Source organism: Mycoplasma testudinis ATCC 43263 (assembly GCF_000687795.1).
GTDB classification, from domain to species: domain Bacteria; phylum Bacillota_I; class Bacilli_A; order Mycoplasmatales; family Mycoplasmoidaceae; genus Mycoplasmoides; species Mycoplasmoides testudinis.
Genome location: NZ_JHXT01000013.1, coordinates 17,732 through 43,773, shown reverse-complemented (window position 1 = coordinate 43,773; position 26,042 = coordinate 17,732). Strand labels below are relative to the sequence as shown.

Here is a 26,042-nt window from a genome sequence, read left to right as displayed (position 1 = left end):
TTGTTAATAATAAAGCAATTCTAAAAATTGTTTATTTAGGCATCATGAATTACGAACGCGACGATAGGCAAATGAAAGTTCGTAATTGGCAAAGTATAATTCAGCAACTCGAAATTCTATTTGATATAGATTTGCAACCAGAATAAATACAAACACTTAATTTATTGTTCAATCTTGACCAAGAGTCAAAGATTTGCGCGTTTAAATAATGATAAAAACGGAAAATTGCGAAAGCGTTTCCGTTTTTTAGTATACTTTTAATAACACGATGTCAATGGTTTCAAAGAAATCTAGACATTAACACACTTAAATCATTACTTCCATATTTTGCAGTCCATTTTAAATAATTTGAGCTTATTAAAATTGCAAGTTATAAAATTTTTTTGTGTTGTATGTTTATTTGGTTTTCTTTGCTTGATAGTATTTTTTATGATTATCAATTACTTTTTTAATTGCTGTTGAAGAAACTGATTGGTAAGCTTGATCACTTAAAAAGAAAACAGTTTCAATTTTCGGATTTAATTTTTTATTAACCGAAGCATTTAATAATTCTTCTTGAAAATCTGCAAAATTTCTAATTCCCCGAATTAGATATTTTGCTTTTAGTTTTTTTGCTAAATCAACTGTATATCCAGTTCACCCTTGAACGGTGACGTTTTTGAGCTTTAATTGTTTAATTTTTTTGGACACTAAATCAACTCGAATATTCATATCAGAAGCATTCGTTTTCTTAATGTTGATACTTACAGCAAGCACAACTTCATCAAATAACTTTAAAGCCTTTTTTAAGACATGTAAATGGCCAATATGAAATGGGTCAAAACTTCCTGGGAAAATTGCAATTTTATTCATAATCAAAATTGTTATTTGTCTAATTCAATATTTTTATAATCGATAATTAATGATAATTCTTTTCCAAGTAATTCTACTTGTACTTTTGCTTGTTTATGGATTCGATCTAATTCAACGATTGTTCCAGTGAAACCAGCATATTCTGCTAGTAAAATTTTAACATCGTGACCAACCCGAAAGACATCGGGTTTGGTTGGGTATAAGCGTCGTGATTTTACTTGTAATTTTGTTGGGACGATGTTATCAATAATTAGTTTTGAGTCACTTCGTGGTTGTTTAGTTTTTTTAGAACTAGCCATCGATTTCATCTTTTTTAATTTCTTGGTTTAATGAAGTTGAAGTTTCAGACTGTTCGGTTGTATCTTCAGATTCAACTTCTTGTTGTGATGGACTTTCTACAACATTGATCATTGGAGGAATTTCTGCAGTAATGTTTTCTGGTTCACTAGCATTTTCTTGTTCAGGTTTGAAAGGTATGAATTCTTCTTTATCTTCAGGTTGTGCTTCGCTTAATTTCGCTTCTGATTGTTGGATTTGAATGATGTCAGAATTTGACATTTCAAAAGTAACTTCTGGTTGAGTAGACTCGTCCACTTTTTGTTCATCCATTGTTTGGGATAATAAATCTTCGATTTCAGAAGACGCTGTTTGTATTTCGTCTGAAGATTGATTTGTGTCTACATGAACTTTTAATGAAGTTGGGTTTAAAACCGAAATTTCGTCTTCTTCTGCTTCTTCAACTTGTTCAGGTTCAGAGACAATCACATCTTCTTTTTTCGATTTTGAATTTTTAGTTTTCTTTGCTGCTGTTACTTTTTGGTTTGCTAAATCATCATCTTGAGTCGCATTAGTTTTTTCAATATGTGGTGGTTCAAAGCCAATTAAATTCCCGTGTTCGTCAAATTTTTCACGATCCATTTCGATGATGGCATTATCTAACATCAAAACCCGAATGTTTGGATCTTCAGATTCTCCAGACAATAACATTTCTTCTTCAAAACGAATTGGAATTGGTTTTGCTCCCTTACCAGATGATCCTACTAACCCTGTGATATTTGGTGCGTTGCGGACTACATATCAAGTGTCATCCGCCATAATCATTTGGACATAAATATACCCAGGAAATTTATTTTTATCAACGATTTTAACTTTTAAGTATTTTCCTTCACCTAATGTTTTTCATTTCACATTAGCTGTGTTACGCATGTTTTTTGGAGGTGTATGTTCGGGATCGGCATCATTAAAGATTTCTTCTACTGTCGTTCTGGATTTAATAACTTTGGCATCTAAAACTTTGTCTTGAAAGTTTAAGGCAACAATTTTGGCTTTTAGGTTTTTAATAACTGTATCTTCGTTACCGTTGCTGCAGGTTGTGATATATCACTGCGCAGGATTTTTAATTTTAGACTTTTTTGAAGTAGTTTTTTTTGTCTTTTCCATGATAATTTCCTTTGGATATTTTTTATTTCTTATTTTAGAATTCCGGCCGATACAAAGATTTCGTTAATGCCATAAAAGATTCCGGTCAAAACTGCGATAGCAACAACAACTATAATAAAGCTGATTACTAGATTTTTTGGTGTTGCTCAAGAAATTCTTCGCGATTCTTTAGACATCCCAAATCACCAGCGTTTTAAACGAAACCCAAAACCAATCTTTTCTTTCGGTGTTAAATCTGGTTCACTTTTTTTATTATCTTTTTTTTCTTGGATTTTTTTAGATACAACCCGATCTCGCATGGAACGGTGCTGCTGGTGAATTTCATTATCTTGGTAATCAGAAAGTTTTACTTTCTTGTTGCCTTGACGTAAGTTAATTCCCCCACTTGGAGCTGGAGTTGTTGGCTTAGTTTCAGAATCAAAAATATTTTCCATTAACGAGACTCCTTATGGATAGTAGTCGCATTACAATGTCTGCAAAACTTTTTTAATTGAAGTCGTTCAGTTTCGCTTTTCGAGCGAGTAGTTGTGTAATTGCGTGATACACACACTTCACAAATTAAAATAACTTTTGTACGCATAATACGCCTTATTATAAAACCAAATAACGAAAGTTTGGGACATAAAAAAAACCCATCTAAGCCTTTGGGTTTATATATTATATAGCAATGGTTGATTTTTTTAAGTATTTGTAGTACTAGTAGTGCGAATATTGGCGACCTTTTTTTCAAAAGAAAAATTAATTGTTGACCTTTTCTAGAGGTGCTTATGAAAAATTTTGCACTTTTTTATTGATATAGTGCTATAAAATATCTATCACATAACGTGACCACTCATTTATTTGCAAATTATTATTGCAAACTGATTTATAAAAGGAAAAAGAACAAATGCTAACTTGAAGCCTAAACAAGTTGTCATTTAAGCACTTATTTAAGAATAAAAAAGATAATTATTTCTCAAACAAAGACGTAAATCCAAACTTGCAAAAAAATAAAGAACAAGATGCTAAAGTAAATGGAATAATTATGTACATTATTTTGTTTTTGGGTTATTTTGTCTTTATTATGAGTTGGTCAGGAACTTTGTATGTTCAAGGAGTCAATACACCTTTTGATCCAAGATCTCAAGGTTTTTTGATTAGTAGTGTTAATGCGATTCATCCAGCGACAAATAACGGAATTCAAAGCGGCTTTAACAGTGGGTTGATATATCAAATTTTTCCTAACGGTGTGTCCTTAACTTTATCTCGTGCCACGAATTGATCAATTACAATGGGGCGTGGTGTTGGTGCTATTTTCTTTGGGTGATTGATTTCTAAAATCAATCACAAATATGTGGTAATGGTTGCCTTTGGTTTTATGGTTGCGTCATTTCCGTATTTGTTTACTCCCTTTGCAATTCATTACGATAGAAATGGGAATGTTCTAAATGGGAACGCAGTCTACGGAATGTTTATTTTGTTTCGGATATTATTAGCTTTTGGTGGTTCTACAATGATTTCGTGTGCTAACGGAGTAATAGGAACCTATTATCGAAAGAAAATATCTGTTTTTGCCAGTCTTAATGTTTTTTCAGTAAATACAGCTTCTGCTGTTGTTAGCATCTTTTTATTATCTCCAATCATTACATTAGCCATTGGTTTGAACTGACAAATTTTTAATGGGGTTATTCAAATTGCCATTTTGCTTTTGTTATTAATCTATGCATATTATGGGAAAAAGATTGATTTGACAACCAAAATCATTAAAGCTGAATTAGATTGATCGCATAAAAACTTTCGCCAAGAATCGCAAAATGCTTTTGTTGTTATTTTGCATCATAAAGAAACATACTTCTTTTTGTTAGCAGCATTGTTTTTAAGCTATATCACTGTTGAACCTAGTTCAAATATTCTAGTTAATTTTTGAACGTATTCACCAAATAATATCAATGATCGAGCTAATTTATCATGAGTCTTTGGCGCTTTTAATATCGCTTTTTTAGGTGGTGTTTTTACTGGATTTTTTACAGTAGCTAAATGGCAAAAAACTCATTATAGTTTGACTCGTTTTACTTCCTTAATGTTTTTTTGTGGAACTTTATTTGTAGCTTTCGGAGTCGCGATTGGTTATCATGGTTTAGACGCAGTTCATATTATCTTTCTGTTAATTTTTACATTCTTGGGTAGCACCATGTTATTTGGTGTTCGAGGTAATTTTTATAGTATTCCGTATCGCTGGGGATTCACAAGAAGACAATCAACAGCATTGATATCATTAATGTTTGGTTTTTCTTATGGAGGGTATACCATTTTGGATGTAATCACTTCTTCAGTGATGGATGCTGGAATTAAAGCAATTCAAAACAGTTACCCTAATGAAATTACAGTAGGTGCAGGAGCAGGAGCAATTCCAGCAGTTGCTTTAATGTTTTTGTTTCCGTTAATTGCGGTATTTGCCATTGCTTTTATTCCTCGTGAACAAACCGCTACTAAATTTAGTTTTAAAGATTTTTATAATTGTTATTTAAAGAAATTTCGTACTGAAAGTAACTAAATTAAATAAATATGAATAAGTTAAAAATTCGTCATACAACGATTAAAGATTTTGAAGAAATGGTTAGCCTTTACCGAAATGCAAGAAGATTTATGATTTTAAATAATAACCCTAATCAATGAGGAAACACTTACCCTGATAAAAAGATGTTGTTCCAAGATATTAGTCATAACGTCTCTTATGTTATTGAAAGCGACGGGGTTATCGTTGGAGCTTTTGTTTTTATGATCGGTGTTGATTTGACCTATCGTGTCATAAAAAACGGTAAGTGAAATAGTGATCAAACTTATGGAGTGATTCACCGCTTAACAGGAAGTACAAAAGCTAAAGGTGTTGCCAAAGCCTGCTTTGATTTTTGCCTAGAAAAAATCAATTATTTGAGAATAGATACTCATGCGGACAATAAAATTATGCAAGAAATCTTGCATAATTATGGGTTTAAAAAATGTGGGATTATTTTTGTAGCAGATGAAACTGAAAGAATTGCTTATGACTTTTTAAGAAATAATTAATTTTGAGTTTGTTCAATGACTTCGTTAACTGCTTTTTTGATTGAATCTTGTTTATAATTTTTAGTTTGAACTAAGCCAATGATTGCCCCAATAAATCCTAATCACGGAATTACAATTGATAATCCTACTAAAATTGTGGCACTTAAAATTTTCGGATAAACTGTTCTGCTGTTGTTAGCTTGAACCATGAATGTAACTTTACTGATTAATAACGGAATACTAAAGAAAACTGACACAATTACAAAGATTAGTCCAATGACGAAAAGTAATGGAACTGGTTGAATGATATTAATGGTTTGTAATGCGGCTAAATCAACACTTGCATCTTGGTTCAATAGAGCGATTAATTGTGTTGTTCCAAAATACAACAAAACAATTGCAACTACTTGCATTACTAACATGGCAATATTAAAAAAAAGGATTGAAGCTGCTGATGATCTTGCACTTTTAATTATCCTAATTGGTGCAAAACTTTCTTGGGTTGGATAATCTGAATTTTCGGATTCTTGTTGATCTTGATTTTCTTCTTGTGCTGTTTCAGATTTATCTTCGGTTTGATCGTTTTCTTCTAATTGATTTGTACTATCTGCTGTTGTTTCTTGGTTAATTTCTTCCTGCGTTAGGGTTTCTTGTACGAGTGGTTTAGTTGAATTATTTAGGTTATTGATTTGATTAGTTAGTTCAATTGAAGCAGTTGGGTCTGATGAATTTTGAAGATTAACATTGGATGTATTTGGATCGATTGCTTCATAGGAATTTAAAATGGGGTTTGTAGATGTGTTAGTTTGTTCAATTTGACTATTTTTTACTAAATCATTTATTTGTTGATTGTAATTCGAGTTATTTGTATTGTTAATTTGATTTTGCCAATTCTGGTTAGTATTCAAATTATTTTGATTGTTTACTGGAGCTTGTTTTGGTTGCATTCCTTGTTGTTGGATTGAATTATTAAATCGATTATTTAATGTACCGTTATTTTGTAAATTTAGTCCTGATGGGCCTTGATTAAAGTTATTTTGATTAGGTTGTTGGGATCGGTTAATCAAAGGCTTATTTGGTAAATTACGTTGTTGTAATAATTGATTATTGATTAACTGATTGTTTGAATTATTAGGTAAATTTAAATTATTGTTAATTGAATTATTTTGTTGGATTTGAGGCCGTTGTAACTGGTTATTTAAATTATTCTGGTTACCAACTAGTGAATTATTATTTGCCAAATTGTTTCTCAACAAAGGACGATTTAATATTTTGTTTTGATTGTTTGGATGGTTTATTTGGCCGTTTTGATTATTAGGTTGGTTTATTGGACTACTGTTTTGGTTTCCATTTAACAAGTTTTGATTTGGATTAATACCTTGGCGTTGCCCTAGAAGATTTTGGTTATTTGAATTTTGGTTAATTTGCGGCCGTTTCGATTGGTTAGAGAAGTTTTGTAACTGGTTATTGTTGAAGTTACCTTGATTGCTTCTGTTCTGGTTGTTTACTTGCTGATTGTTAAGCATTCCAACCCCATTGCTAATAAGCGGATTATTTTGATTGTTTCCTAATTGGTTGATTATTGTAGGTGCTTTGTTAATAACAGGATTATTCTGATTGTTAGCTAAATTTCTAATTTGATTAGCATTTTGAAGACTCTGATTAGAATTCAAATTATTTTGCAGTTGCTGATTTCCAATTTGGTTTTGAGGTATTTGATTTCTATTTTGAGGATTATTTTGGAGTGCTAAATTATTGTTTATTTGCTGATTATTTACGCGTTGATTTCTAAAATTATTCAAGTTTTGGTTATTAAATTGAGAATTATTATTTTGAATGTTGTTATTTGGCATTCGATTTAAGTTTTGTTGATTTTGGTTATTCATAGTGTGTTACCGTCTATAGCGATACATTTTAATTTGTTTGCCTCAATATTTAAAGAAATAAGCGAAAAATATCGATATTTTAGGTTTACCAACATTTGAATAACTTGATTAATTTATTTATAAATTAGAAAATCCAAGCTCAGTAGAACCAAACTTGGATTTTGAAAATTTTAATGGCGGAAGCGGAGAGATTCGAACTCTCGCACCGGAAACCCGATCTAACACCTTAGCAGGGTGCCCCCTTAACCACTTGGGTACGCTCCCATAATAGCCTTATAATATTACCAAAGAATACACTAGAATTGTATTTTTCTTTTTGCAACCCATCATTTTGAGAAAAGACCAATATATAGCAAATTGATATTCTTTGCTTATATTTTTTTAATTAGTTCAAATTAATAATTAAATGTTCCTCATTAAATTTTAAATACTGATCAGCAAAATATCACAACACCGGTTTCAATTAATCTTATTATTAACAAGAAACTGAGTTTTTATAAAATCAAAACTTAAGAGCAATCGTTCTAATAGTGAGTTCAATTAAGTTACTAAAGAATAGATTTTTGCATCAAGCTTCAATTTGTTCCGTTGTTGTTTTATTATCATAATTCGTTTGAATGGTAGCAAAATATATTTCCCAATATGGTGCTGAATAATAGTTTTCACCTGTAGCACTAATAGCTTCTGATAGTTTAGCTTCTCTTTTTAGCATTTTAGCCCATGGTCAAATTTCTTCGTTATAGTAATTCTTCAATTGAACATGATTTTCATACTGGTTTGCAAACAATCCGCTTTGACCATTTGGTATTAGATTCATTACTTCTGTTAAATCATTAAAATCAATTTCGCCTTCTGGATAATTTTGATTATCTTTAAAAAAGCTTAGATGTTTTAAAGCTGTAAGCAAAAAATACTTTTTGGCTGCAGTGTAGTAAAAAGCCTTATCTTGAGATTCATACTTTAAAAAATTGAAATCTTCTTTTTGTTTCAGTTGGTTTGCAATCCAGTCTAAAAGTGGTACAAAAGCATACTCACACAAGTCTTCTGGAACATAAACTGGATGTTCTTTTTCTGAATTGTAACGAGCTGTAATACTAGAATATAGTTTGTTAATGTCGATCATGATTTTTCCTTATAGATTTTATGAATAATCCATTTCTAAGTTATTATAAGTTAAATTAATTTTAAAAAATAATAACACTTGTAACTGGAAATTATTTTCAAAACCCGTTTGTTCCATCTTTTTTTAGAGTTAACTTTTCGGATACGCATAATATCCCATTCTAAATTTAAAAAAATTTTGCTTTTTGTGGCTTGTCAGATAGTCTTGAATATTCATGGTCTTTGTTATAATTATGTTGATTTATATGACTTAAATTACTTATTAAATTTTTGTTAAACGAGGTAAGTTTTGATGGAACGACAGAACGATAATAAATCAAACAACCCATACGAAAAAATAGACGAACCAGCTTACGGATATAAGCAGTACACTGAGGTCAATATTTCAGAAGTTAAATCTTCCATAGTAAAAACGTTTGAAGATCCCAAAAAAATCAAAAGAGTTAAATGATTCTGTTTAATTTCTTTTGGGAATCTTATTTTTGCTCTTCTTTTTTGAATTTTTCTTTTTGTTAGTGTCGGAACTTTCGACAACATCCTAGATAATATAAATCATAATTTTATGATTACTACTTCTAGTATTACATTCTCTTTATATTTTTCGTATTTTGTAATTTTTGCCATTGCTTTAGTGTGCAGTACTATTTTGAGTTTTATATCTGCGATTTATTGCCATTATTTTATCTCTGACTTTAAACAAGCAAAAACTTGAAGACTATTATTTGCGTTATTTCTTACTGCTGGATATGCATCATTTCATGTTTTTATTGAAACTTTAAAAACTATTGCAAACGGAAATAAAAAAACCGCAAATTAAAAAAAGAAAGATAATAAATTTATGAATCCTCAAAATTCTTTTGAACCTAATACTAATAAAACTTTTAAAAGTTTTTTCAAGAATAACTTTCAATCTAATAATTTCCAAAAATGACTTAAAACGTTTTATGGAATAGATTCAATTGTTACTTTGCTTCTCGCAATTCTATTGCTTATTGTTCATAGTGTTTTATATAGTCGGGCTATCTTTAGTTTTGAACTTTTCAGTGCCAATTTAGTCTTGACATATTTAAATTTAGTTTATTTTTTGTTTTCTATGGTGGTAATTCTTGGAATTGGGTATGTTCCACAATCAAAGTTAAATTTGAAGAAACTTAAAACCAAATTTAAAGAATTGATCTCAAAAGAGAATATTGTTTATTTTGGAATTGCTTTTGTTTTTTGAATGTTTTTCTTTGGTAGTTTTATCTCATATCAAATTATGGATAAAAATTTTTTAGGTTTTAAAATGCAGTTATTTCTTGGGTCTAGTTTGAACCATTTTTTTTCTAATTCGACCCATATCGCTTTTTCAATTTCTAATTATTTTGCTTTTATCTTTCCGGTTTATATTATTTCTTCAAACGTTGTCTTTTTTCTAATAATCGTAGTTTTTAAAAGAAACAACCAACTTGATTAGTTCGTTTTGAACAAAATAAACCTTATTTTTGGTCTGTAAGACTATTTTATGAAAAAAAATCAATTTGATATAGTCCATTAATTAACAGTTTTAACTAGGGCTATTAATGTTTTTGCTGGTACTAGTTTTAAAGTTTATTGTGTTCTAATCGACTTTTCGTATATAATATAGAGGTAAAATTTAGCTCAAATTCAAATTTTATGTTGATACGATTTAGTTATCTGTATCTTCTTAGCAAGTGATTGCATACCCAAAAGGAAGTAGCATAATAAATGGCCAAATATGAAGTCATGCTGCTCGTGAGCGGAAAAATTTCCCCCGAAGAAGCATCTAACGTAACTGAACAAATGAAACAGAACATCGTTTCTGATAATATTGAAACCAAATATCTTGGAATCAAAGGTTTATCTTACGATATTAAAAAAGAAAGCACAGCTCACTATTTTCAATTAAATTTTGATGGTGGACCTAAATCTACATTCGATTTTAATCGGCTTGCTTTAATAAACAAAAGCATTTTAAGACACCTAATCATTAATCTTGAAAAGGATTATGGATGACGTGCTATTAACAATGAAAAGAAAGTCAAGTTAGCAAAACATCGTCTTTCTAAATTCGATGAAATAATGGCTAATCCTGACGCGCCACGACCTTTACCGCGCAAGGCTCGTTATGAAAAGTCAAAACGACGTGAAGAATGAGAATTAGTTAGAAGAGTGGGCAGTAATGGTCCCGAAGATACTAAACGCGTTGCTAAATCAACTTCTAAAAAAGACGGTGAAGTCAAGAAAATTGAAGTCAAAAAACCCGTTGTAATGGAAATCCAAGGACAAGAATAACCTAATGAACCGCGTATTTCTAGCAGGTTATCTTGCAAGTGACCCAATTAGTGTTCCAACTTCAACAGGTAGCCCAGGAGCGCGTATTTCAATTGCTGCTAAAGACGCACGCAATAGTAATGAAACGCATTTTGTGAACTGTATCGCTTGACAGCAAACAGCGAATTTCATCTTAACCTATTTAAAAAAAGGTGATTTTTTAGTTGTTGATGGTCGGTTAACAGTTAACAAATATGTTTCTAAAGAAGGCAAAAACATCTCAAACTTAAATGTGATGGTTGATAACGTTCGCACTACTAACTCCAATAAAGTTAAAGCTCAAAGTTCACGAGAGTTTTCGAACTTTAATAAAGGTTCTTACAAGACTAACCAAATTCAAAATCACATGGAAGAAGACGTTGCTAACTTAGAAGAAACTTTTCCTGATACAGTTGATTTAGATGTTAGTGGGGCTTTTAAAACAGAACCATTTGACAATTCAAAACAAACTGTAACTATTGCCACAGACACCAAATCCCAATCAAATAGCAAAGATGACGACGAAGTCGATTGAGCTAATGATTTAGATGATTTAGACAACTAATTTACTTAAGGAGTTATATTAAATGAACGACGATCTAAACATTGTTAAGCAAGCCGCTAACAATATCTCTGAAGAAGAACCAACAAAAAAAGAAGTTGATCCTAATGCTGTTCCTGAAGAACGCAAAGGGTTAGGTAGTTTTACAAAAAGAAATTACCGTCCTGGAGGGACTGGTCAGTTTCCTTCAAACACCCAACAACGTAAGCGTTTTTTCAAAACACGGGGCAAAAAGATTTGCAACTTCTGTGCTAAGGGTGTTTTAAAAATTGATTACAAAGATGCTGAAACATTAAAACGTTTTATCAATCTGTACGGTAAAATTTTATCGCGTCGCCAAACTGGCAATTGTAGTTTACACCAACGACACTTAGCAAATGCTATTAAGCGGGCTCGTGTAGTTGCTTTGTTACCATTTGTTCGCGAATAATTGCTTTAGTAAACTAAATAAAATTGTTTTAAAGTTATTGCTTTAATAATTAACCTAACGGATATCTAAAATGAATCAGAATACTCTGAAGAAAAAAATCGATCCATTAACTATTACTCCAGAACTTGGTGTTGAAGCTGAAGGTATGGTTTTAAGCGCTCTTTTGAACAATTTACCAAATAGTGATGATGCTTTCAATAAATTAACCGTTAAAGACTTTGAAGATGAAGCTTACCGGTTGATTTTTAATGTCATGCTGTCATTATTTAAATCTAATACTGCAATTGAATCCACATTGGTTATTGAAAATTTAATTAGTAAAAAATTAGCAACTTATCAAGAAGCAACTGAGGCTATATCTACCTTATTAACACTTAAACCAACTGCTAAATCATTGGAAAATTATTTTTCAATTGTGAAAATGGCTTCAATTTTAAGAGACTTAAAATTGCTTGGTCAAGATATGCAAAATTTAGAAGTCGATTCAGCAAATTTTGATGACCGTTTAGTAGAAATCGAACAACGTTTTTTAAGCATTTCTAAAAGCAAAGTTGGAAGTGAAATTGTTCCATTAAAAGAACATGTTCAAAGTTTTCGTGACAAATTAAAACGGGCAATGGAAGGTGATATCATTACCGGAACCCAAACTGGATATACAGAAATAGATAAAATAACGAATGGTTTTCAACCAGGAGATTTAATTATTCTAGCTGCGCGTCCAGGAAAAGGGAAAACTGCTTTATCAATTAATTTCTTAATCAATTCTGCAAAAAATTTAAAAGATAATGAAGTTGTTGTAATGTTTTCGTTGGAAATGGGTGTTGATCAAATTTTGCACCGGATGGCAGCATGTGAATCGATGGTTAATTTTACTTTTGCTAATTTTAAATCTTTATCACCAGAAGACAATGCGAGCATTTCTTATAGTTTAAATGAAGTGGAAGAATTACCAATTCTAATCGACGATTCAAGTGATTTAACAATTACAGAAATTCAAAGTCGTTTAAAGCAAATTGCTAATACGCATACTTTAAAGCTGGTAATCGTGGACTACTTGCAGCTATTAAAAGCGACTAAACAAAGCAATGGAATGAACCGTCAGCAAGAAGTTACTTTAATTTCTCACGGTCTTAAACAAATTGCTCGGGATTTAAATGTTCCCGTTTTGTCAATCGCTCAATTATCCCGAAAAATCGAAGAACGGCGTGGCCCTGACAGCACTCCGATTCTATCTGATTTACGGGAATCTGGGTCCATCGAACAAGATGCGGATTTAGTATGTTTTTTAAATACTGTAATTCATGAAGGTGAATTAGAACAAAACGAAGTCCTAAATGAAAACCCAGAAATTGAATTTATAATTGCTAAACACCGAAACGGGCCAACCGGAAAGGCTGTGTTGAGTTTTAACAAGAGAATTGGAAAATTCCAATCAGTGACTTATGATGTTACTTTCCCAGAGGATAATTAATTATGGCTAAAAATAAATCTCGTTTTAAAAAACGTTTTTGAAGGATCAGTACTTTTTTTGGAATGCTTGTAATTCCGGCGGTTATTGTTGCTGCATGTAGTTCTCCCGCTTCGCAAAAATACATTACTACAGTATCTGAGTTCCAAGGCTTAAATCAAGATGCTAATAGTGCTCCATCAGATACTAACAAAAAAGTGATTATTAAATTTTCTCAAGTTGTTCCAGCTGGGGGAACACCTAATTCAAATATTAAGCAAGTTGATGCAGCTGATCCCACAAAAGAAGTTGGTTTTACAGGAACTAATTTAGCTGCTTTTAGTGCAACCTTTGGATCAGCCGCAAATAGCATTGGTTACCAATTAGCTAAAACTGCTACAACTTTTGCGTCTACAGTTTCTAACTTCAACCGACAAGTACCAGAAAATCAACATATTCAGTTATTTACTCAGCCTGAAGGTTCTAATATTCGCGACCAATTTTATCAAGCGTTAGCTGACTCTTTTTTAATTGGAAATAGTGCTCAAAACATTGGTTTTGGCGTTTCTGACATTTCATTTAATTTTAGAAAATTAACCCCTACAATCCCAGCTAATCAAACTAAACCATATGATTCAACAGCTAATGGAATTTATGACGTTCGCGCCGATAATAAAGCAATTGTCAACAGCACAATTGACATTCGCGCTAATCCATCTACAGGTACAGCAATTCCTTTTAATGCAGCAAATGCCCAAGAAATAGCTGATAACGATGTTAATAACCGTTTAGTTAAATTGTATGCAATTACTGATATTAACGTTGTCTTCCGCTTCTTTGTGGCGGGTGTTGATCAAGGTAGTACAGTTCCTCCGAGAAACAGTATAATTAGCAGTCAAAACGAAAAACAAGAAGTTAACGGATTGCAAAACCCTGTTGATGTTTTAAAAAATTTGTGAAGTGGACAAAATTTTGGAAACTTAACGACTTTAGCTTTTGACGTTAAAATGCAAGATTTGATTGCTCCTTTATTGTATACAGCAACAGTTCAAGAGAAAACTGCAACAGATGGAACCAAATCTCTTGAACACACAGTAACTCCTTCAACGCTTTTAGCATTAGCTCCAATGAGTTTATACTACCCTAGTTTAAGTCCGGACTTTCCTGAAAAGCCTAATACAAAGATTGTTCCCGCTAATGCGGCGACTGTTGTACCAAGTTCGATTATGGATGTTTTATTAGATCCAAGCAAAATATTGACAACTGATCAATTGGGTTTAGCAGTAGCAGCTCAACCAGCAGTTGCAGCTAATGGAAACACCCCAGCAAGACCAGCGGTCGAAGCTAAGCCAGCGCAAGGTTTTTCTTTACAGCAAAGCACAATATTAAACGTAACTAATTCATTTCTTAATCGGTTGCGTGATTTACGTTCAAATCCGCTGGGGTTAAAGAGTGAAGTGGTTGGTCACCTTCCAACAACAAAGACAGATGCTGATGGAAAAGTTGAAGCTGATACTCCTGTTGCTTTAACATTAGAAGATTACTTCCGTTTGTATTTTAATCCCACTATTACTGCGGTTGATGTTCCAAACCCAGCTCCAGATCAACAAGTAGTATTACCATTCACTTTCTAAAATGTTAGTGCAACTATTGCAAGAAATTAATACTGATTGAAAAGATTGCTTGCTAAAAATTAGCAGACTTTCTTGATTTGCTGAACTTGACAAAAAATATACTAATGCGGTTCAAACTTCAGAAGTTTATCCACAACCAAAAAATATTTTTGCTGCTTTTAATTATTTTGATATTGCCAAAACTGAAGTTGTTATTTTAGGTCAAGATCCATATCACGATATTAATCAGGCTAATGGTTTATGTTTTGGGATTAATCCTAAGGCTAAATATCCACCAAGTTTAAAAAATTTACTTAAGGAATTAAAAACGGATTTAAATATAGATCATGATGACTTAAGTTTGGTTTCTTGAGCAAAGCAAGGAATTTTGCTATTGAATACTTCTTTAAGTGTTTGTGCTCATCAACCATTAAGTCACAAAAATTTTGGATGAAAGAATTTAATTTTATTTATCTTAAACAAACTCTTGGAATTGCAACAACAGCCAGTGTTTTTACTATTAGGAAAAAAATCTCAAGAGTTGGTTTTACCTTTAAATCCGATGTTTCAAATCTCTTGTGCCCACCCTTCACCATTAAGTTCATATCGTTTTTTTGGTAGTCGACCATTTAGTCAAATTAATGAATTATTAAGCAAACTTAAACGAAAGCAAATAAATTGGTAAAATAGATTACATTTATTTATATGAATTACTCACAACAAATTAACCAAGAAGGTATTATTCCCGGAATATCAGCTAGTGCAAATTCATCTTTTGCACTTAGTATTTTTGGTATTTTATTAGCCTTAGTTTTAGTCTTCACTTTTGCAAAAAAGGTGTATTTTTTTGTAGTTCGAAAACAACGGTATTTTGTGATCCCAAGAGTAAGTGTTTACGGAATGACAAATATTGCAATTATTATTGCAATTGCGGTTAGTATCATTATTTTAATCATGGCCGTAACGGGTGGATTGGCTAGTGTCTTGTTCAGAGCCTATCCCGGGACTAGGGTAACAATTGAAATTATTCTTGTAAAAATTGCGGGATTACTATTTGGGCCAATCATCGGTGTTGTTTCTGGAGCAATCATTGATATTTTAACTGTTGCTTTATCAGGTGGATTCTTTCATTATGGGTATTTTATTGCTGCGATTATCACCGGGTTATTATCTGGTTTGCTAAGAGTAGTAATAACTACTTCTAAAGTTGGTCGTTTAAAAGATTTATTCTTAGCAATTTATGCTTCGTTATTTATGATTGCTTCAGCTGCTGTGGTAATTATTTTAATTAGTCAAATTAAACAAATTGGTGATGGTGGATTAGTCTTTAATATTCCAGGATTAAACATCGATGTGACTTTAAGTTTGAATCATTTTTTTTACATCATCATCGGTTTCACGATTTTTATTTTAGCTATTATTTGATTAATGTTTATTGTTTGGTTTTATAAATCTAAAAGGTACTATTATCCATTAACGCATTTTACTTATAAACGAATTAAGCATCCGAATCACAAAAACCGCTTATGGCTTAACGCTCGCAAAAATTGATACAACTCATTAGTTAGTGTCATCGTTTTAGCAGCAAGCGCAACTTTAATTATGAATATTTTGTTTTTACCAATTTTCGATGCAGAAATTACAGCCCAACCTTATACTTATTGATTGCTGTTTAGAACAATTATTGCTGCACCAGCATTGTTTGTAATTGATATTATTGTTATCTATCCCGTGTTATTAGTCATTAGCCCAATTATTAAATACAATTATGAAGACGAATTGGTTGAAGATTTAAAGACACCATTATTTAACGAAACTTGAAAATCACTTAACGAGGCAACACCATTGATTAGCAAAGAACAAATTAAGAATTATAGTAAAACCTTACTTTTTGAACCGGATGAGAAACAATTAACCGCTTTAGAAAATGAATTCAGTGAAATTTTAAATCAATTTGAAACGGTAGCTGAAATTGATACTACAGATTTTGCAACTTTAGATTATCCAATTCCTACCCCCGAAAAAAATTTACGGGAAGATAAAGTTAATTTAACAGACGAATTAAGTGATATTATGAGTTGCCCTAAAAACGTTCAAGATGGTTTAGTGAAGGTTTGCTAATGCAGTCGTTTATTTTAGAATTGCACGAAAAGCTTTTAAATAAAAAAATAAGTGCGAAAAAACTTGTAGACAAATCGTTATCTTCAATTAATAAATTTAAAAATACTAATTTTGTTTTGTGAAAAAATTCATTGGAAGCAATTCGGTTAGGTAAAAACCTTGATACTGATTCATTATTAAATGGTTCATTTTTAGCAGCGATTCCTTATGCTTTAAAAGATAACATTAGTACCAAACACATTGTGACTACTGGCGGCTCAAAATTTCTTGAACATTACGTTCCGCCGTATGATGCAACTGTTTATAAATTGCTTAAAGAAGCGGGAGCAATTTTAGTTGCAAAAACTAATTTAGATGAATTTGGATTAGGCGGAACTGGATCATTTTCTGCATATGGAGTTGTAAGTCACCCTTTTAAACCCAAACACATTGCGGGTGGGAGTTCATCTGGTTCTGCTGTTGCAGTTGCTAGTGGAACTGTTCCTTTTGCTTTAGGAACCGATACTGGCGATTCAATTCGTCGACCAGCTAGCTTGTGTGGTGTTGTTGGATATAAACCAACTTATGGTTTAATTTCGCGTTATGGTGTTTTTCCATATGCACCAACCTTTGATCACGTTGGAACATTTACCAGAACAATAGCAGATGCTGCGCTTGTTGCTGACCGCATTATTCAATATGATCCGAATGATTTCACAAGTCAAAATATCAACTTAAAACTTTTTGAAGCTCTTCTTGAACCAGCAGGCAATTATAAGATCGCTTATCCGGCTAATCTAGAAATCTTTATGGAAGATCATATTTTGACGGCTTGAAATCAATTGAAATCACTTTTAACAAAAAATAAAATTGAATTAGTTCCAGTCGAATTAGACTTACACTTAATTCAAGCAATTGACCCTGTATATAAAATTTTATCTTATTCTGAAGCAGCGAGTTGTTATGCCAATCTAACTGGGATTCCGTTTGGCGAACAAGGTTCTGGAGAAAATTTCGAACAAAAAGTCATGGATGCTAGAAATAAATTTTTTGGCGATCAATTAAAACGTCGTTTTACCATCGGAGCATTTGCTACCAGTAAAGAAAATTTTGAAAAATATTACTTGAAATCCAAAAAGGTTCGTGCAAAAATTGTTGCTCATATTAATAACATTTTGAGTCAATATGATGCTTTTATTAGTCTTGGGGCTTCGGGATTTGCACCAACCATTAAAGATGTTTTAGAAGATCAAGTTTTACCAAATATTATTGATGACTGTTTACAAATGGCGAACTTTGGTGGCCTACCATCAATTACCCTTCCATTTGCTAAATCAAATGATAATTTGGATTTAGGTGTTAACTTAACAAGTAAACAATTTAGTGATGAAAAACTGCTACGGATAGCTTTATTGGTAGAAACTATCTTAGGTGAATCTGGAGGTTTTGTTCGTGTTTAATTTTGAAACCACAATTGGTGTCGAAGTTCATACTGCTTTAAACACCAAAACAAAAATGTTTTCTAGTGCTCCTAACAGCCACACAGATAAACCTAATACAAACTTGCATGTGAATGATCTGGGATTACCAGGAATTATGCCACAACCGAATAAGCAAGCAATTGTGAAAGCCTTGCGGCTTGCTAAGGCTTTGCATATGGAAGAAGTTGATTTAATGGTTCGTTTTGATCGAAAAAATTATTTTTATCAAGATTTACCGAAGGGTTTTCAAATCACTCAACAGTATCACCCGATTGCAAAAAAGGGATACATTGATGTGGTTGTTGACAATCAGCCAAAGCGAATTTTAATCCAACGTTTTCATATTGAAGAAGATACGGCAAAACAATTTCATACAAGCGCAGGTTTATTTTTAGATTACAACCGAGCTGGTTCGCCATTAATTGAAATTGTTACTGATCCAGTTTTTGAAAATGCGGCTCAAGTAAAGGCTTATTTATCAGCTCTACGTTTAATCTTATTGCATAACGATATATCAAACGCTAAAATGGAAGAGGGCTCAATGCGTGCTGATATAAATGTTTCAATTCGACCTTTTGGCGCAAGTGAATTGGGCACTCGAGTTGAAATTAAAAATATTAACTCAATTAATAACGTTGAAAAAGCAATCAATTACGAAATTAATCGGCAAGCTCAAAATCTACTCGCAGGAATTCCAATTATTCAAGCAACTTTGCGATATGATGACCAAACCCAAACAACTGTATTTATGCGTGAAAAAACTGGTGAAGTTGATTACCGTTATATGACTGAACCAAATATTTTACAAATCCAACTAGAATCTCAAATGGTTCACTCAGTTCATAACAGTATGCCCAAACAACCATCAGAATTAGCAAGCGAATTGATTAGTTTTGGAATCGATCAAAAGCAAGTAGATTTATTGCTTGATTCAAAAGAAATGCTCAACGCATTTAATTTTATTAACCAACAAGTTAATGATCCAAAAGAAGTAGTACGTTGGTTACTGAGTGAATTGCTTGGCTTAATTAACAAGCAAAGTGATGTAGATTTGACCACAGCAATTAAAGAAATTGATTTACTCAATTTAATTAGTTTGATTCACTTATTAAAAGCAGAAGAAATTAATGGCAAACAAGCCAAGAAGATTTTAGAAGTAAGTTTTGAAACTAAAAAAGCTCCTAAGGATTTAATGAAAGAATTGAATATGGTGCAAATTAAAGACCGCAATGTTTTAATTCCAATTGTTAAGAAACATATTGACGCAAACAAAGATAAAATTGAAAAAGATTATGCAACTCGCGCAGATCGAGTCCAAAGTATGCTGCTTGGTTTGTTGATGAAAGAAACCAATGGGCAAGCTAATCCCCAAGTAGCAAATGAAATTGTTAGGGAACTATTAAGTAGTTTTCAAAAATAAACAAGAAACCAAATTCTGTTTTTAACAAGATTTATTTTGAATATTTTTTGAAGTTTTAAAATGAAAATTAAAAATCTCCAACGATTTATTTCAAGAACCATTAATTAATTAGTAAAATCAGACAACTTACTTACATTTAAATTTTATTTGTCAACTTTAAGAGTTGCGCATTTTTACACGAAAGGTTGTTATGGGAAAGAAATTAATTACAAAAGTTGCTTTTGTTAATATGGTTGTGTGAATACTAATTTATCTATTAATATTTTTTGGAATTGTTGGGACTATTTACGGAGCGATTTTATTGTTTGCATCTAACGGATATTATCCTAATAAAGCAATAATCGATCGGTCTGGTAACCGTCAACTAGCAATCAAAGGTCATACCTGATTTGATTTAGGATTAGTTTTTTTAATCCTTTTAGTTGGTCCGGTGTATGGTTTTAATTATCTTTATTCAAAAAAATCTTTGAATCGAATTGAGATTAATAACGATGCAATTAAAAATCTAATAGAATTAGGTAAAAAATCATATAAGTTTGGATACCCATTTGTGGTTTGGCTGTATTTAAAAAACAAAATACAACATTCATCATCACAAAAAATAATTCAAATTTAAAAAATATAAAGTAGTCGCTTCCACTTAAAAAGGGCGACTACTTTATATTTTATATTTTGTTTGAATTTACTACTTATTTAAGAGGTGGTGAATTGCTTCAATATCAGCAGTTAAATCTTTTGCTTCAGTGTATGATTTAACGCCATATGACCCTAATACAATTGCGCCTGTATACGGTAATACTTTGGTAGTTACTGATCGAACTGTTTCGCCCCCAGTATCTCCTGGCGATGTTGCCACTATTAAAACTTTAATGTTTTTGAAATATTGGCCTCCTGTCGGATTAACGCTTAATCAATCAAAGATATTTTTTGAAAAGCTTGGTAGTAATCCGTTGTGTTCAGGTGTTACTAGTACAACCTTTTCATACGATGAAATTTTGTTAGCTAATTCTGTCATCTTTGCAGGATAGCCTTTTTGGTGTTCAGTGCCACTATAAAATGGAACTGTATAATCTTTTAATTCCAATAAGTCAGCCCGTTCTTTGGCACTGATTTTTAAGGCAACAGCACGGTTTATGGAGTTTTCTGAATTACTGCCAACAAGTACTAAAATCTTGTTCATTTATTTCTCCTAGGAAATTTTTATATTTAAGCATAATCGTAAATTATTATTTGCTATTTTAATGAAATTATTTCCCTTAATTTATGAATAAAATACAGTATAAATAAATCGTGGTCATCTAATTCGAAAGTAAACACCCAGGTTAAATGGTTCTTGAGTTTTTATCTTACACAAGTTATTAGGATTTTAACGCGATGTCTAATTTACACAACTATTTCGTTACTACCATTAGGATAGTTATTTTAGTAATTTTAATAAACAGAATTTGCTTCTATCACCTATTTCTTTTATAAAGTTTTTTCACATAATCTAAATGTCATATACATAAACTAAATTTATAATCTTACCAGTTGCAGAATAAAATAATTATATTCAGGTGCATATGAGTAGTAAATACACAAGACGATGGCAGACCAAACCAGTAATGGTTGGTAATTATCAACTGGGTGGATCTAATAAGATTTATCTCCAATCAATGACCATTACAAAAACAAAAAAAGTAAATGCTTGTTTAAAGGAAATTCAATCGTTAGTTGATGAAGGTGCTGACTTTGTTCGGGTTGCAGTTTTTGATGATGCGGATGCTAAAGCAATTCGCGATGTTGTTAAAAAAGCTCCATGTCCAATTATTGCCGACATTCACTTTAATCCAGATTACGCGATTGCTTCTTTAAAAGCAGGTGTTGCTAAAGTTCGCTTAAATCCAGGGAATATCAGTAATCAAAAAAAACTTAAAGAAATAGTTGATTTAGCTAACCAACGCCAAGTTCCAATTCGCGTTGGGGTTAATTCTGGTAGTTTACCTATGGATTTAATGAATAAATATGGTGTTACTGCTAGAGCAATGAATTTGGCTGCTAAACGCTACGTAAAAATTTTGAATAATATGGGATTTGATAATATTGTTATCTCTTTAAAAACTTCTACCCCAATGCTCTCAATCGAAGCATACGAAATGGGTGCGCGATGGTTTAAATATCCGTTACATCTGGGGATTACCGAAGCGGGAACAGTTTTGAATGGGGCCATTAAATCTGTGGCTGGATTAACACCATTATTATTAAAAGGAATTGGAGATACCTTGAGAATTTCTTTGGCTAGTGATCCCGTTGAAGAAATAAAAGTAGCTAAAAGAATGCTCAATAGTTTGGGGTTGTATGATAATTTGGTTAACGTAGTAGCCTGCCCAACGTGTGGTCGTTTAAATTTCGACATGTTTCCCGTAGTTGCCGAAATTGAAGATTACGTTAAAAAAATGTCTTTTCCATTGCGGGTTTCAATTTTGGGATGTACTGTTAATGGTCCAGGAGAAGCTAGAGAAGCTGATATTGGGATTGCTGGAGGTGCTGGCAAAGGTATTATCTTTAAAAAAGGAGTGGCCATTAAATCCGTTCCAGAAGATCAATTAGTTTCTGAACTAAAAAAATTAATTGATGAAGAACACGCTAAATATCTTGCCGTCAATAATGAAAAAAAATAGAAACAATAAAATGATTCAAAATTCAAAATCATGGGATTGAGATTTACAAGCGATCTTGGAAGGGCGACCATTTGAAGAACTTTATAATGAGTGAGTCAAACAACAAGACGCGTTAATCAATTCATATCAGGAAGGAAAATGTTTTTCAAAACTTCTTTCTTTTAAAAAATATTTACAAGAAAGTTTGGTTTTTGCAAAGCTTTCTAATCGTATCTGAAATTTTGTAGAAAACAAATTAAACGAAGATATTACTGCACAAAAATGAATTGGTTGACAACAAAAAATGCAAAATCAAGCACAAATTCTAGAAGAAAAGTTAGCTACCGAAACATGATCAATTTTAGATAATGAAAAAAATATTAAAAAGCATTTAAATTCGGATTCGAGCTTAATTAAATATAAAAGAGTTTTTGAATCTGAATTTAAGTTGCGTAAATATATGCTTTCGAAAAATCTTGAACTGTTATGGACTAAATTAAGTCGTGGTGATTTCGATCACGATGAGTTATATCAGTCAGTAACTGTTAATGACATTAAATATCAAGATATTTTGGATAGTAAAAATAAAAAACACCGTGTTCAAAATGAAATATCTTTAAAAAAATACTTAAAATATCCAGACCGTGTTTTAAGAAAAAATGCTTGACGTATTTCCCAAGACAGTTTTTTAAATTATCAACACACATTGTCCAAACTGCTTTATTACAATTATTTGGATTTAAACCTTGGTTCACAAATCCGGGGCTTTAAAGATTATATACATGCGCAAGCTTATGCGGATGAAATTGACGTATCTTTTATTTCTTTTGTTTATGAACAAGTTGCAAAATACGCAAATAGTGCTTCCCGTTTTTATCGGTATAATGATCAAGCACTCATCAAAAAATTTAAATTAAAAAAAATCTATCCATGAGATCGTGAACTTAACCTTTTTCGTTTTCAAAAACGTTTTAGTATTCCAGAAGCACAAAACATTGCATTAACAGCCTTGATTCCCCTTGGTGAGGATTATTTAAAAAGGGTTGAAAAGGTTTTTGCCGAACGATGAATTTCATGGTTGCCAAAGCCAAATAAACAAACCGGCGCTTATTCAATTGGAGGAATTTATGGGTTGAATAAGTTTTATATTTTTTTAAATTATGACTATACACTTGAGGCGTTGTTTTCTTTAGTTCATGAAATTGGACATTCAGTTCATTCAACATATTTAACCCAGAACCAAGATATCTATTGTGAAACTGATACATTTTGTGCAGAAATTGCTTCAATTACAAATGAAATGTTACTTAATTTTTACCTACTTGATAAATATCAAGGTGATGTTAAAAAATTATTGGTTATTTATCAAGAAATTATTAGTAATTTTTTTGCGACAACAACTTTGCAAGTTATGCTTAGTGATTTTGAATGACAACTGGTGGATAAATTGAATTCTCATGAAGCGGTTAATTCTGCAACTATTTTTGCTATGTATGGAAAAACCTTTATTAAATATTTAAAATCGAAAGCCAAATCTTTAAACCAGGCATTGTTTAAAAAACGCTATCGAAACTTTGCATCGATATTAAAAATTGATCATTTTTATATGGGATCTTTCTATGTATATAAATATGCAATTGGGCTTGTTATTGGAATTAATTTGGCTTTGCAGATTTATCAAAAAAATGAAGATGCACTCAAGCGTTACTTGAGTTTTCTAAAGAAAGGGTCTTCTAAAGATCCGCTTTCTTTAATCAAAGAACTTGGGTTTGATATTACTAACACACAGTGTTGGCAACAAGCGCATCAACTAATTGATGAATATATTAAAAAGTATTATGAATTGCTTAAAGGTATAAAATTAGATTAACGTTTTATTCAAACGCGAAAGGACATTTCATGTTTAATACTGATTATAAGAATAAACTTTGACCCAATAAAACTCCAGATGGTCAAGTTTATAAAGACTTAGGAATAATTACCAATATTAAAAATCTACCTGATCACATTCAAATTGGAGAATTCACATATTACCATTCCCTAACTGGAGCAGAGAATTTTGCTCGTGATTGCGTTTTTTATGCCACGCCTAATGACCGTTTAATCATTGGAAAGTTTTGTTCATTGGCGTGGAAAGTTAAATTCATTTTTAATGCGGCTCACCATTTTTCGCAATTGTTTACTACTTTTCCCTTCTTTTTGTTTGATCCTGAAATTTACGGAAAAGCAATTGCAGGACAGGGAATTCATGATATTGATAAAGGACCAATTATCTTGGGCAATGATGTCTGAATGGGCCATGAAGCGACCATTATGCCCGGTGTTAAAGTTGGTGATGGAGCAATCATAGGGACTAATGCATTAGTTACTAAGGATGTGCCCCCATATGCAATTGTTGGTGGAAACCCTGCAAAAATTATTAAATATCGCTTTAGCGAACCAGACATTGCAAAACTTTTAGAAATGCAATGATGGAACTGGGATATTCAAAAGATTATGGAAGCTTATTGCTCCACCGGTCTAAATGAAATTCCTAAACTTTATGATTTTTACCTAAAAAACGTTAAAAAATAAGTTGATAATAATAAAATATACCAATTGAATTTAATTGCTTTTTAACCCTTGAAAAATTTAGTTAAAAGTTTCTTAAGGCTAAAAATTGCTTTTATTTTCGTAAAAATATAAAATTACTTAATTCAAATAATACAATTCCAGGAGTTCTTATGAATCACTCATCTGTTTCTAGCGGCCGTAGGTTAGCAATTATTACTGATACTACATCCACTATCAAGCCTGATCAAATTAAAGACGTTTATGTTGTCTCTATGTTGATTACTTTAGAAGACAAAAAGTCGCTGCGTGATGGCCGGGAAATTTCCATTAACGAAGTTTACAAATACTTGCGCGAAAATCCTAAGACTGCAAATATTAAAACTAGTTCTCCACAAACCGCTGATATGATTCAAACAGCAACAGAAGCAGCCCAAAAATACGATGATGTCATTATTTTGCCAGTTACGTCGGGCTTATCTGGAACCTATAACCAATGAAAAACGGCTTTAGAATCAGATGACCAGTTAGCTAAATTTCAAAACTTGCATCTATTTGAAACTAATGATATTGCTCTGTCGTTAAAATGGCTTGTCGAAGATGTTTTATTGTTGTCACAAAATGGTGCGTCGATTAGTGAATTACGTGAGTATACTAAAGAATGACATAACCGTATTGCTTGCACAGTAATTTTGAATGATTTAACCCAAGCAAAACGGGGTGGACGAATTGGTAAAGTTAAAGCCTTACTAGCGGGTTTATTTAAATTTAAACCAATTTTGCAATTTTATAAAGGACGAAACGATATTATTGACAAAACCTTTACAAATAAAATGGCAATAGAAAAAAGCTTTACCTTATTTCAAAAATTACTAGAAATCACTAAAACAAGTAATAAAATTTCTAAAATTGGTTTTTGTCACTCTTTTTCTTCACAAGCAAAAGCTAATGAAATTTTTCAGGAATTAAAGGTTTATGCTTCTAAACATGGCATTAGTACAATCGACCAAGGTCAAATAACTCCCGTCATTTCAGCACATACTGGAAATGATGCTTTTAGCATCAATGTCTTGATTGAACCAATAAAGAAATAGTTTAAAATTTATACATTTATCAGATAACATCACAAGGTCGTTAAGATTGGAGCCAAAACGCCCTTGTTT

At 31.8% G+C, this 26,042-nt stretch carries 26 protein-coding genes and 1 tRNA gene; 18 read left to right on the top strand and 9 right to left on the bottom strand.

Annotated features, from left to right (window positions below; genetic code table 4):
* Window positions 1-396: 396 nt before the first annotated feature.
* Genes coaD through rpmG form a run of 5 tightly spaced genes read right to left on the bottom strand, consistent with a single transcriptional unit; the run spans window position 397 to window position 2,872 of the window.
* The gene (gene coaD / locus T384_RS06450; protein ID WP_036499102.1) at window positions 397-852 is read right to left on the bottom strand and encodes a pantetheine-phosphate adenylyltransferase; all 456 of its coding nucleotides are present in this window, start codon (window positions 850-852) and stop codon (window positions 397-399) included.
* A gap of 11 nt (window positions 853-863) precedes the next feature.
* Window positions 864-1,151, bottom strand: a complete 288-nt coding sequence (locus T384_RS0103825) for a hypothetical protein (protein ID WP_027119918.1) — start codon at window positions 1,149-1,151, stop codon at window positions 864-866.
* Window positions 1,144-2,292 carry a transcription termination/antitermination protein NusG gene (gene nusG / locus T384_RS07010; RefSeq protein ID WP_052663510.1) on the bottom strand — a complete coding sequence of 383 codons (1,149 nt, stop codon included), beginning with the start codon at window positions 2,290-2,292 and terminating at the stop codon, window positions 1,144-1,146. Before nusG ends, T384_RS0103825 begins: the two co-directional genes overlap by 8 nt.
* 29 nt (window positions 2,293-2,321) lie before the next feature.
* A complete protein-coding gene (secE, locus tag T384_RS0103815) occupies window positions 2,322-2,726 on the bottom strand; it encodes a preprotein translocase subunit SecE (RefSeq protein WP_052663508.1) in 405 nt (134 codons plus the stop codon).
* Entirely contained in the window at window positions 2,726-2,872 is a 147-nt protein-coding gene (gene rpmG, locus T384_RS07130) for a 50S ribosomal protein L33 (protein ID WP_084266127.1), read from the bottom strand. The genes secE and rpmG overlap by 1 nt, the downstream gene beginning before the upstream one ends.
* 306 nt (window positions 2,873-3,178) lie before the next feature.
* Here rpmG and T384_RS0103810 point away from each other — a divergent pair, with 306 nt between their 5' ends.
* Both T384_RS0103810 and T384_RS0103805 read left to right on the top strand, forming a co-directional pair.
* Window positions 3,179-4,825 (top strand): hypothetical protein, encoded by a 1,647-nt coding sequence (locus T384_RS0103810; RefSeq protein ID WP_027119916.1) that lies wholly within the window; start codon window positions 3,179-3,181, stop codon window positions 4,823-4,825.
* An 11-nt stretch (window positions 4,826-4,836) separates the two neighbouring features.
* The gene (locus T384_RS0103805) at window positions 4,837-5,337 is read left to right on the top strand and encodes a hypothetical protein (protein ID WP_052663506.1); all 501 of its coding nucleotides are present in this window, start codon (window positions 4,837-4,839) and stop codon (window positions 5,335-5,337) included.
* On the opposite strand, the gene T384_RS0103800 is transcribed toward T384_RS0103805, so the two are convergent.
* The 3 genes from T384_RS0103800 to T384_RS0103790 form a co-directional block, all read right to left on the bottom strand.
* Window positions 5,334-7,202, bottom strand: coding sequence for a DUF4013 domain-containing protein (locus tag T384_RS0103800; protein ID WP_027119914.1), 1,869 nt, complete (start codon window positions 7,200-7,202; stop codon window positions 5,334-5,336). The two genes, T384_RS0103805 and T384_RS0103800, sit on opposite strands and share 4 nt — an antisense overlap.
* A gap of 174 nt (window positions 7,203-7,376) precedes the next feature.
* Window positions 7,377-7,466 (bottom strand) — tRNA-Ser (locus tag T384_RS0103795).
* A gap of 211 nt (window positions 7,467-7,677) precedes the next feature.
* The gene (locus T384_RS0103790; RefSeq protein ID WP_027119913.1) at window positions 7,678-8,325 is read right to left on the bottom strand and encodes a hypothetical protein; all 648 of its coding nucleotides are present in this window, start codon (window positions 8,323-8,325) and stop codon (window positions 7,678-7,680) included.
* A 291-nt stretch (window positions 8,326-8,616) separates the two neighbouring features.
* On the opposite strand from T384_RS0103790, the gene T384_RS0103785 reads away from it, so the two are divergent.
* From T384_RS0103785 to T384_RS0103730, 12 genes are all read left to right on the top strand, one after another.
* Window positions 8,617-9,141, top strand: coding sequence for a hypothetical protein (locus T384_RS0103785; RefSeq protein ID WP_027119912.1), 525 nt, complete (start codon window positions 8,617-8,619; stop codon window positions 9,139-9,141).
* A gap of 21 nt (window positions 9,142-9,162) precedes the next feature.
* A complete protein-coding gene (locus tag T384_RS0103780; RefSeq protein WP_027119911.1) occupies window positions 9,163-9,780 on the top strand; it encodes a hypothetical protein in 618 nt (205 codons plus the stop codon).
* A 272-nt stretch (window positions 9,781-10,052) separates the two neighbouring features.
* The gene (gene rpsF, locus T384_RS06440; RefSeq protein ID WP_052663505.1) at window positions 10,053-10,619 is read left to right on the top strand and encodes a 30S ribosomal protein S6; all 567 of its coding nucleotides are present in this window, start codon (window positions 10,053-10,055) and stop codon (window positions 10,617-10,619) included.
* Window positions 10,620-10,623: 4 nt separating this feature from the next.
* Entirely contained in the window at window positions 10,624-11,202 is a 579-nt protein-coding gene (locus T384_RS0103770; RefSeq protein ID WP_027119910.1) for a single-stranded DNA-binding protein, read from the top strand.
* 232 nt (window positions 11,203-11,434) lie between these two features.
* Complete coding sequence (rpsR, locus tag T384_RS07555) at window positions 11,435-11,629, top strand: 30S ribosomal protein S18 (RefSeq protein WP_245595158.1); 195 nt, start codon at window positions 11,435-11,437, stop codon at window positions 11,627-11,629.
* 70 nt (window positions 11,630-11,699) lie between these two features.
* Complete coding sequence (gene dnaB, locus T384_RS06435; RefSeq protein WP_052663503.1) at window positions 11,700-13,100, top strand: replicative DNA helicase; 1,401 nt, start codon at window positions 11,700-11,702, stop codon at window positions 13,098-13,100.
* 2 nt (window positions 13,101-13,102) lie between these two features.
* On the top strand, window positions 13,103-14,710 hold the full coding sequence (locus T384_RS0103755; RefSeq protein ID WP_027119908.1) for a hypothetical protein: 1,608 nt from the start codon (window positions 13,103-13,105) through the stop codon (window positions 14,708-14,710).
* A gap of 1 nt (window position 14,711) precedes the next feature.
* A complete protein-coding gene (locus T384_RS0103750; protein WP_027119907.1) occupies window positions 14,712-15,374 on the top strand; it encodes a uracil-DNA glycosylase in 663 nt (220 codons plus the stop codon).
* Window positions 15,375-15,394: 20 nt separating this feature from the next.
* A complete protein-coding gene (locus T384_RS06430; RefSeq protein ID WP_052663501.1) occupies window positions 15,395-16,810 on the top strand; it encodes a hypothetical protein in 1,416 nt (471 codons plus the stop codon).
* Window positions 16,810-18,249 (top strand): Asp-tRNA(Asn)/Glu-tRNA(Gln) amidotransferase subunit GatA, encoded by a 1,440-nt coding sequence (gene gatA, locus T384_RS0103740; RefSeq protein ID WP_027119906.1) that lies wholly within the window; start codon window positions 16,810-16,812, stop codon window positions 18,247-18,249. The genes T384_RS06430 and gatA overlap by 1 nt, the downstream gene beginning before the upstream one ends.
* Window positions 18,227-19,690: an Asp-tRNA(Asn)/Glu-tRNA(Gln) amidotransferase subunit GatB gene (gene gatB, locus T384_RS0103735; RefSeq protein ID WP_084266129.1), complete on the top strand. Its 1,464-nt coding sequence runs from the start codon at window positions 18,227-18,229 to the stop codon at window positions 19,688-19,690. Before gatA ends, gatB begins: the two co-directional genes overlap by 23 nt.
* A gap of 190 nt (window positions 19,691-19,880) precedes the next feature.
* Window positions 19,881-20,306 carry a hypothetical protein gene (locus tag T384_RS0103730; RefSeq protein WP_027119904.1) on the top strand — a complete coding sequence of 142 codons (426 nt, stop codon included), beginning with the start codon at window positions 19,881-19,883 and terminating at the stop codon, window positions 20,304-20,306.
* A 69-nt stretch (window positions 20,307-20,375) separates the two neighbouring features.
* On the opposite strand, the gene T384_RS0103725 is transcribed toward T384_RS0103730, so the two are convergent.
* Window positions 20,376-20,870, bottom strand: a complete 495-nt coding sequence (locus tag T384_RS0103725) for an NADPH-dependent FMN reductase (RefSeq protein ID WP_027119903.1) — start codon at window positions 20,868-20,870, stop codon at window positions 20,376-20,378.
* 382 nt (window positions 20,871-21,252) lie between these two features.
* Here T384_RS0103725 and ispG point away from each other — a divergent pair, with 382 nt between their 5' ends.
* From ispG to T384_RS0103705, 4 genes are all read left to right on the top strand, one after another.
* Window positions 21,253-22,350, top strand: a complete 1,098-nt coding sequence (gene ispG / locus T384_RS0103720; RefSeq protein ID WP_027119902.1) for a flavodoxin-dependent (E)-4-hydroxy-3-methylbut-2-enyl-diphosphate synthase — start codon at window positions 21,253-21,255, stop codon at window positions 22,348-22,350.
* 10 nt (window positions 22,351-22,360) lie between these two features.
* A complete protein-coding gene (locus T384_RS0103715) occupies window positions 22,361-24,199 on the top strand; it encodes a M3 family metallopeptidase (protein WP_169734581.1) in 1,839 nt (612 codons plus the stop codon).
* A gap of 29 nt (window positions 24,200-24,228) precedes the next feature.
* Entirely contained in the window at window positions 24,229-24,903 is a 675-nt protein-coding gene (locus T384_RS06425) for a CatB-related O-acetyltransferase (RefSeq protein ID WP_084266125.1), read from the top strand.
* A 149-nt stretch (window positions 24,904-25,052) separates the two neighbouring features.
* Window positions 25,053-25,973, top strand: a complete 921-nt coding sequence (locus T384_RS0103705) for a DegV family protein (protein ID WP_036499095.1) — start codon at window positions 25,053-25,055, stop codon at window positions 25,971-25,973.
* The last annotated feature ends 69 nt before the right edge of the window (window positions 25,974-26,042 follow it).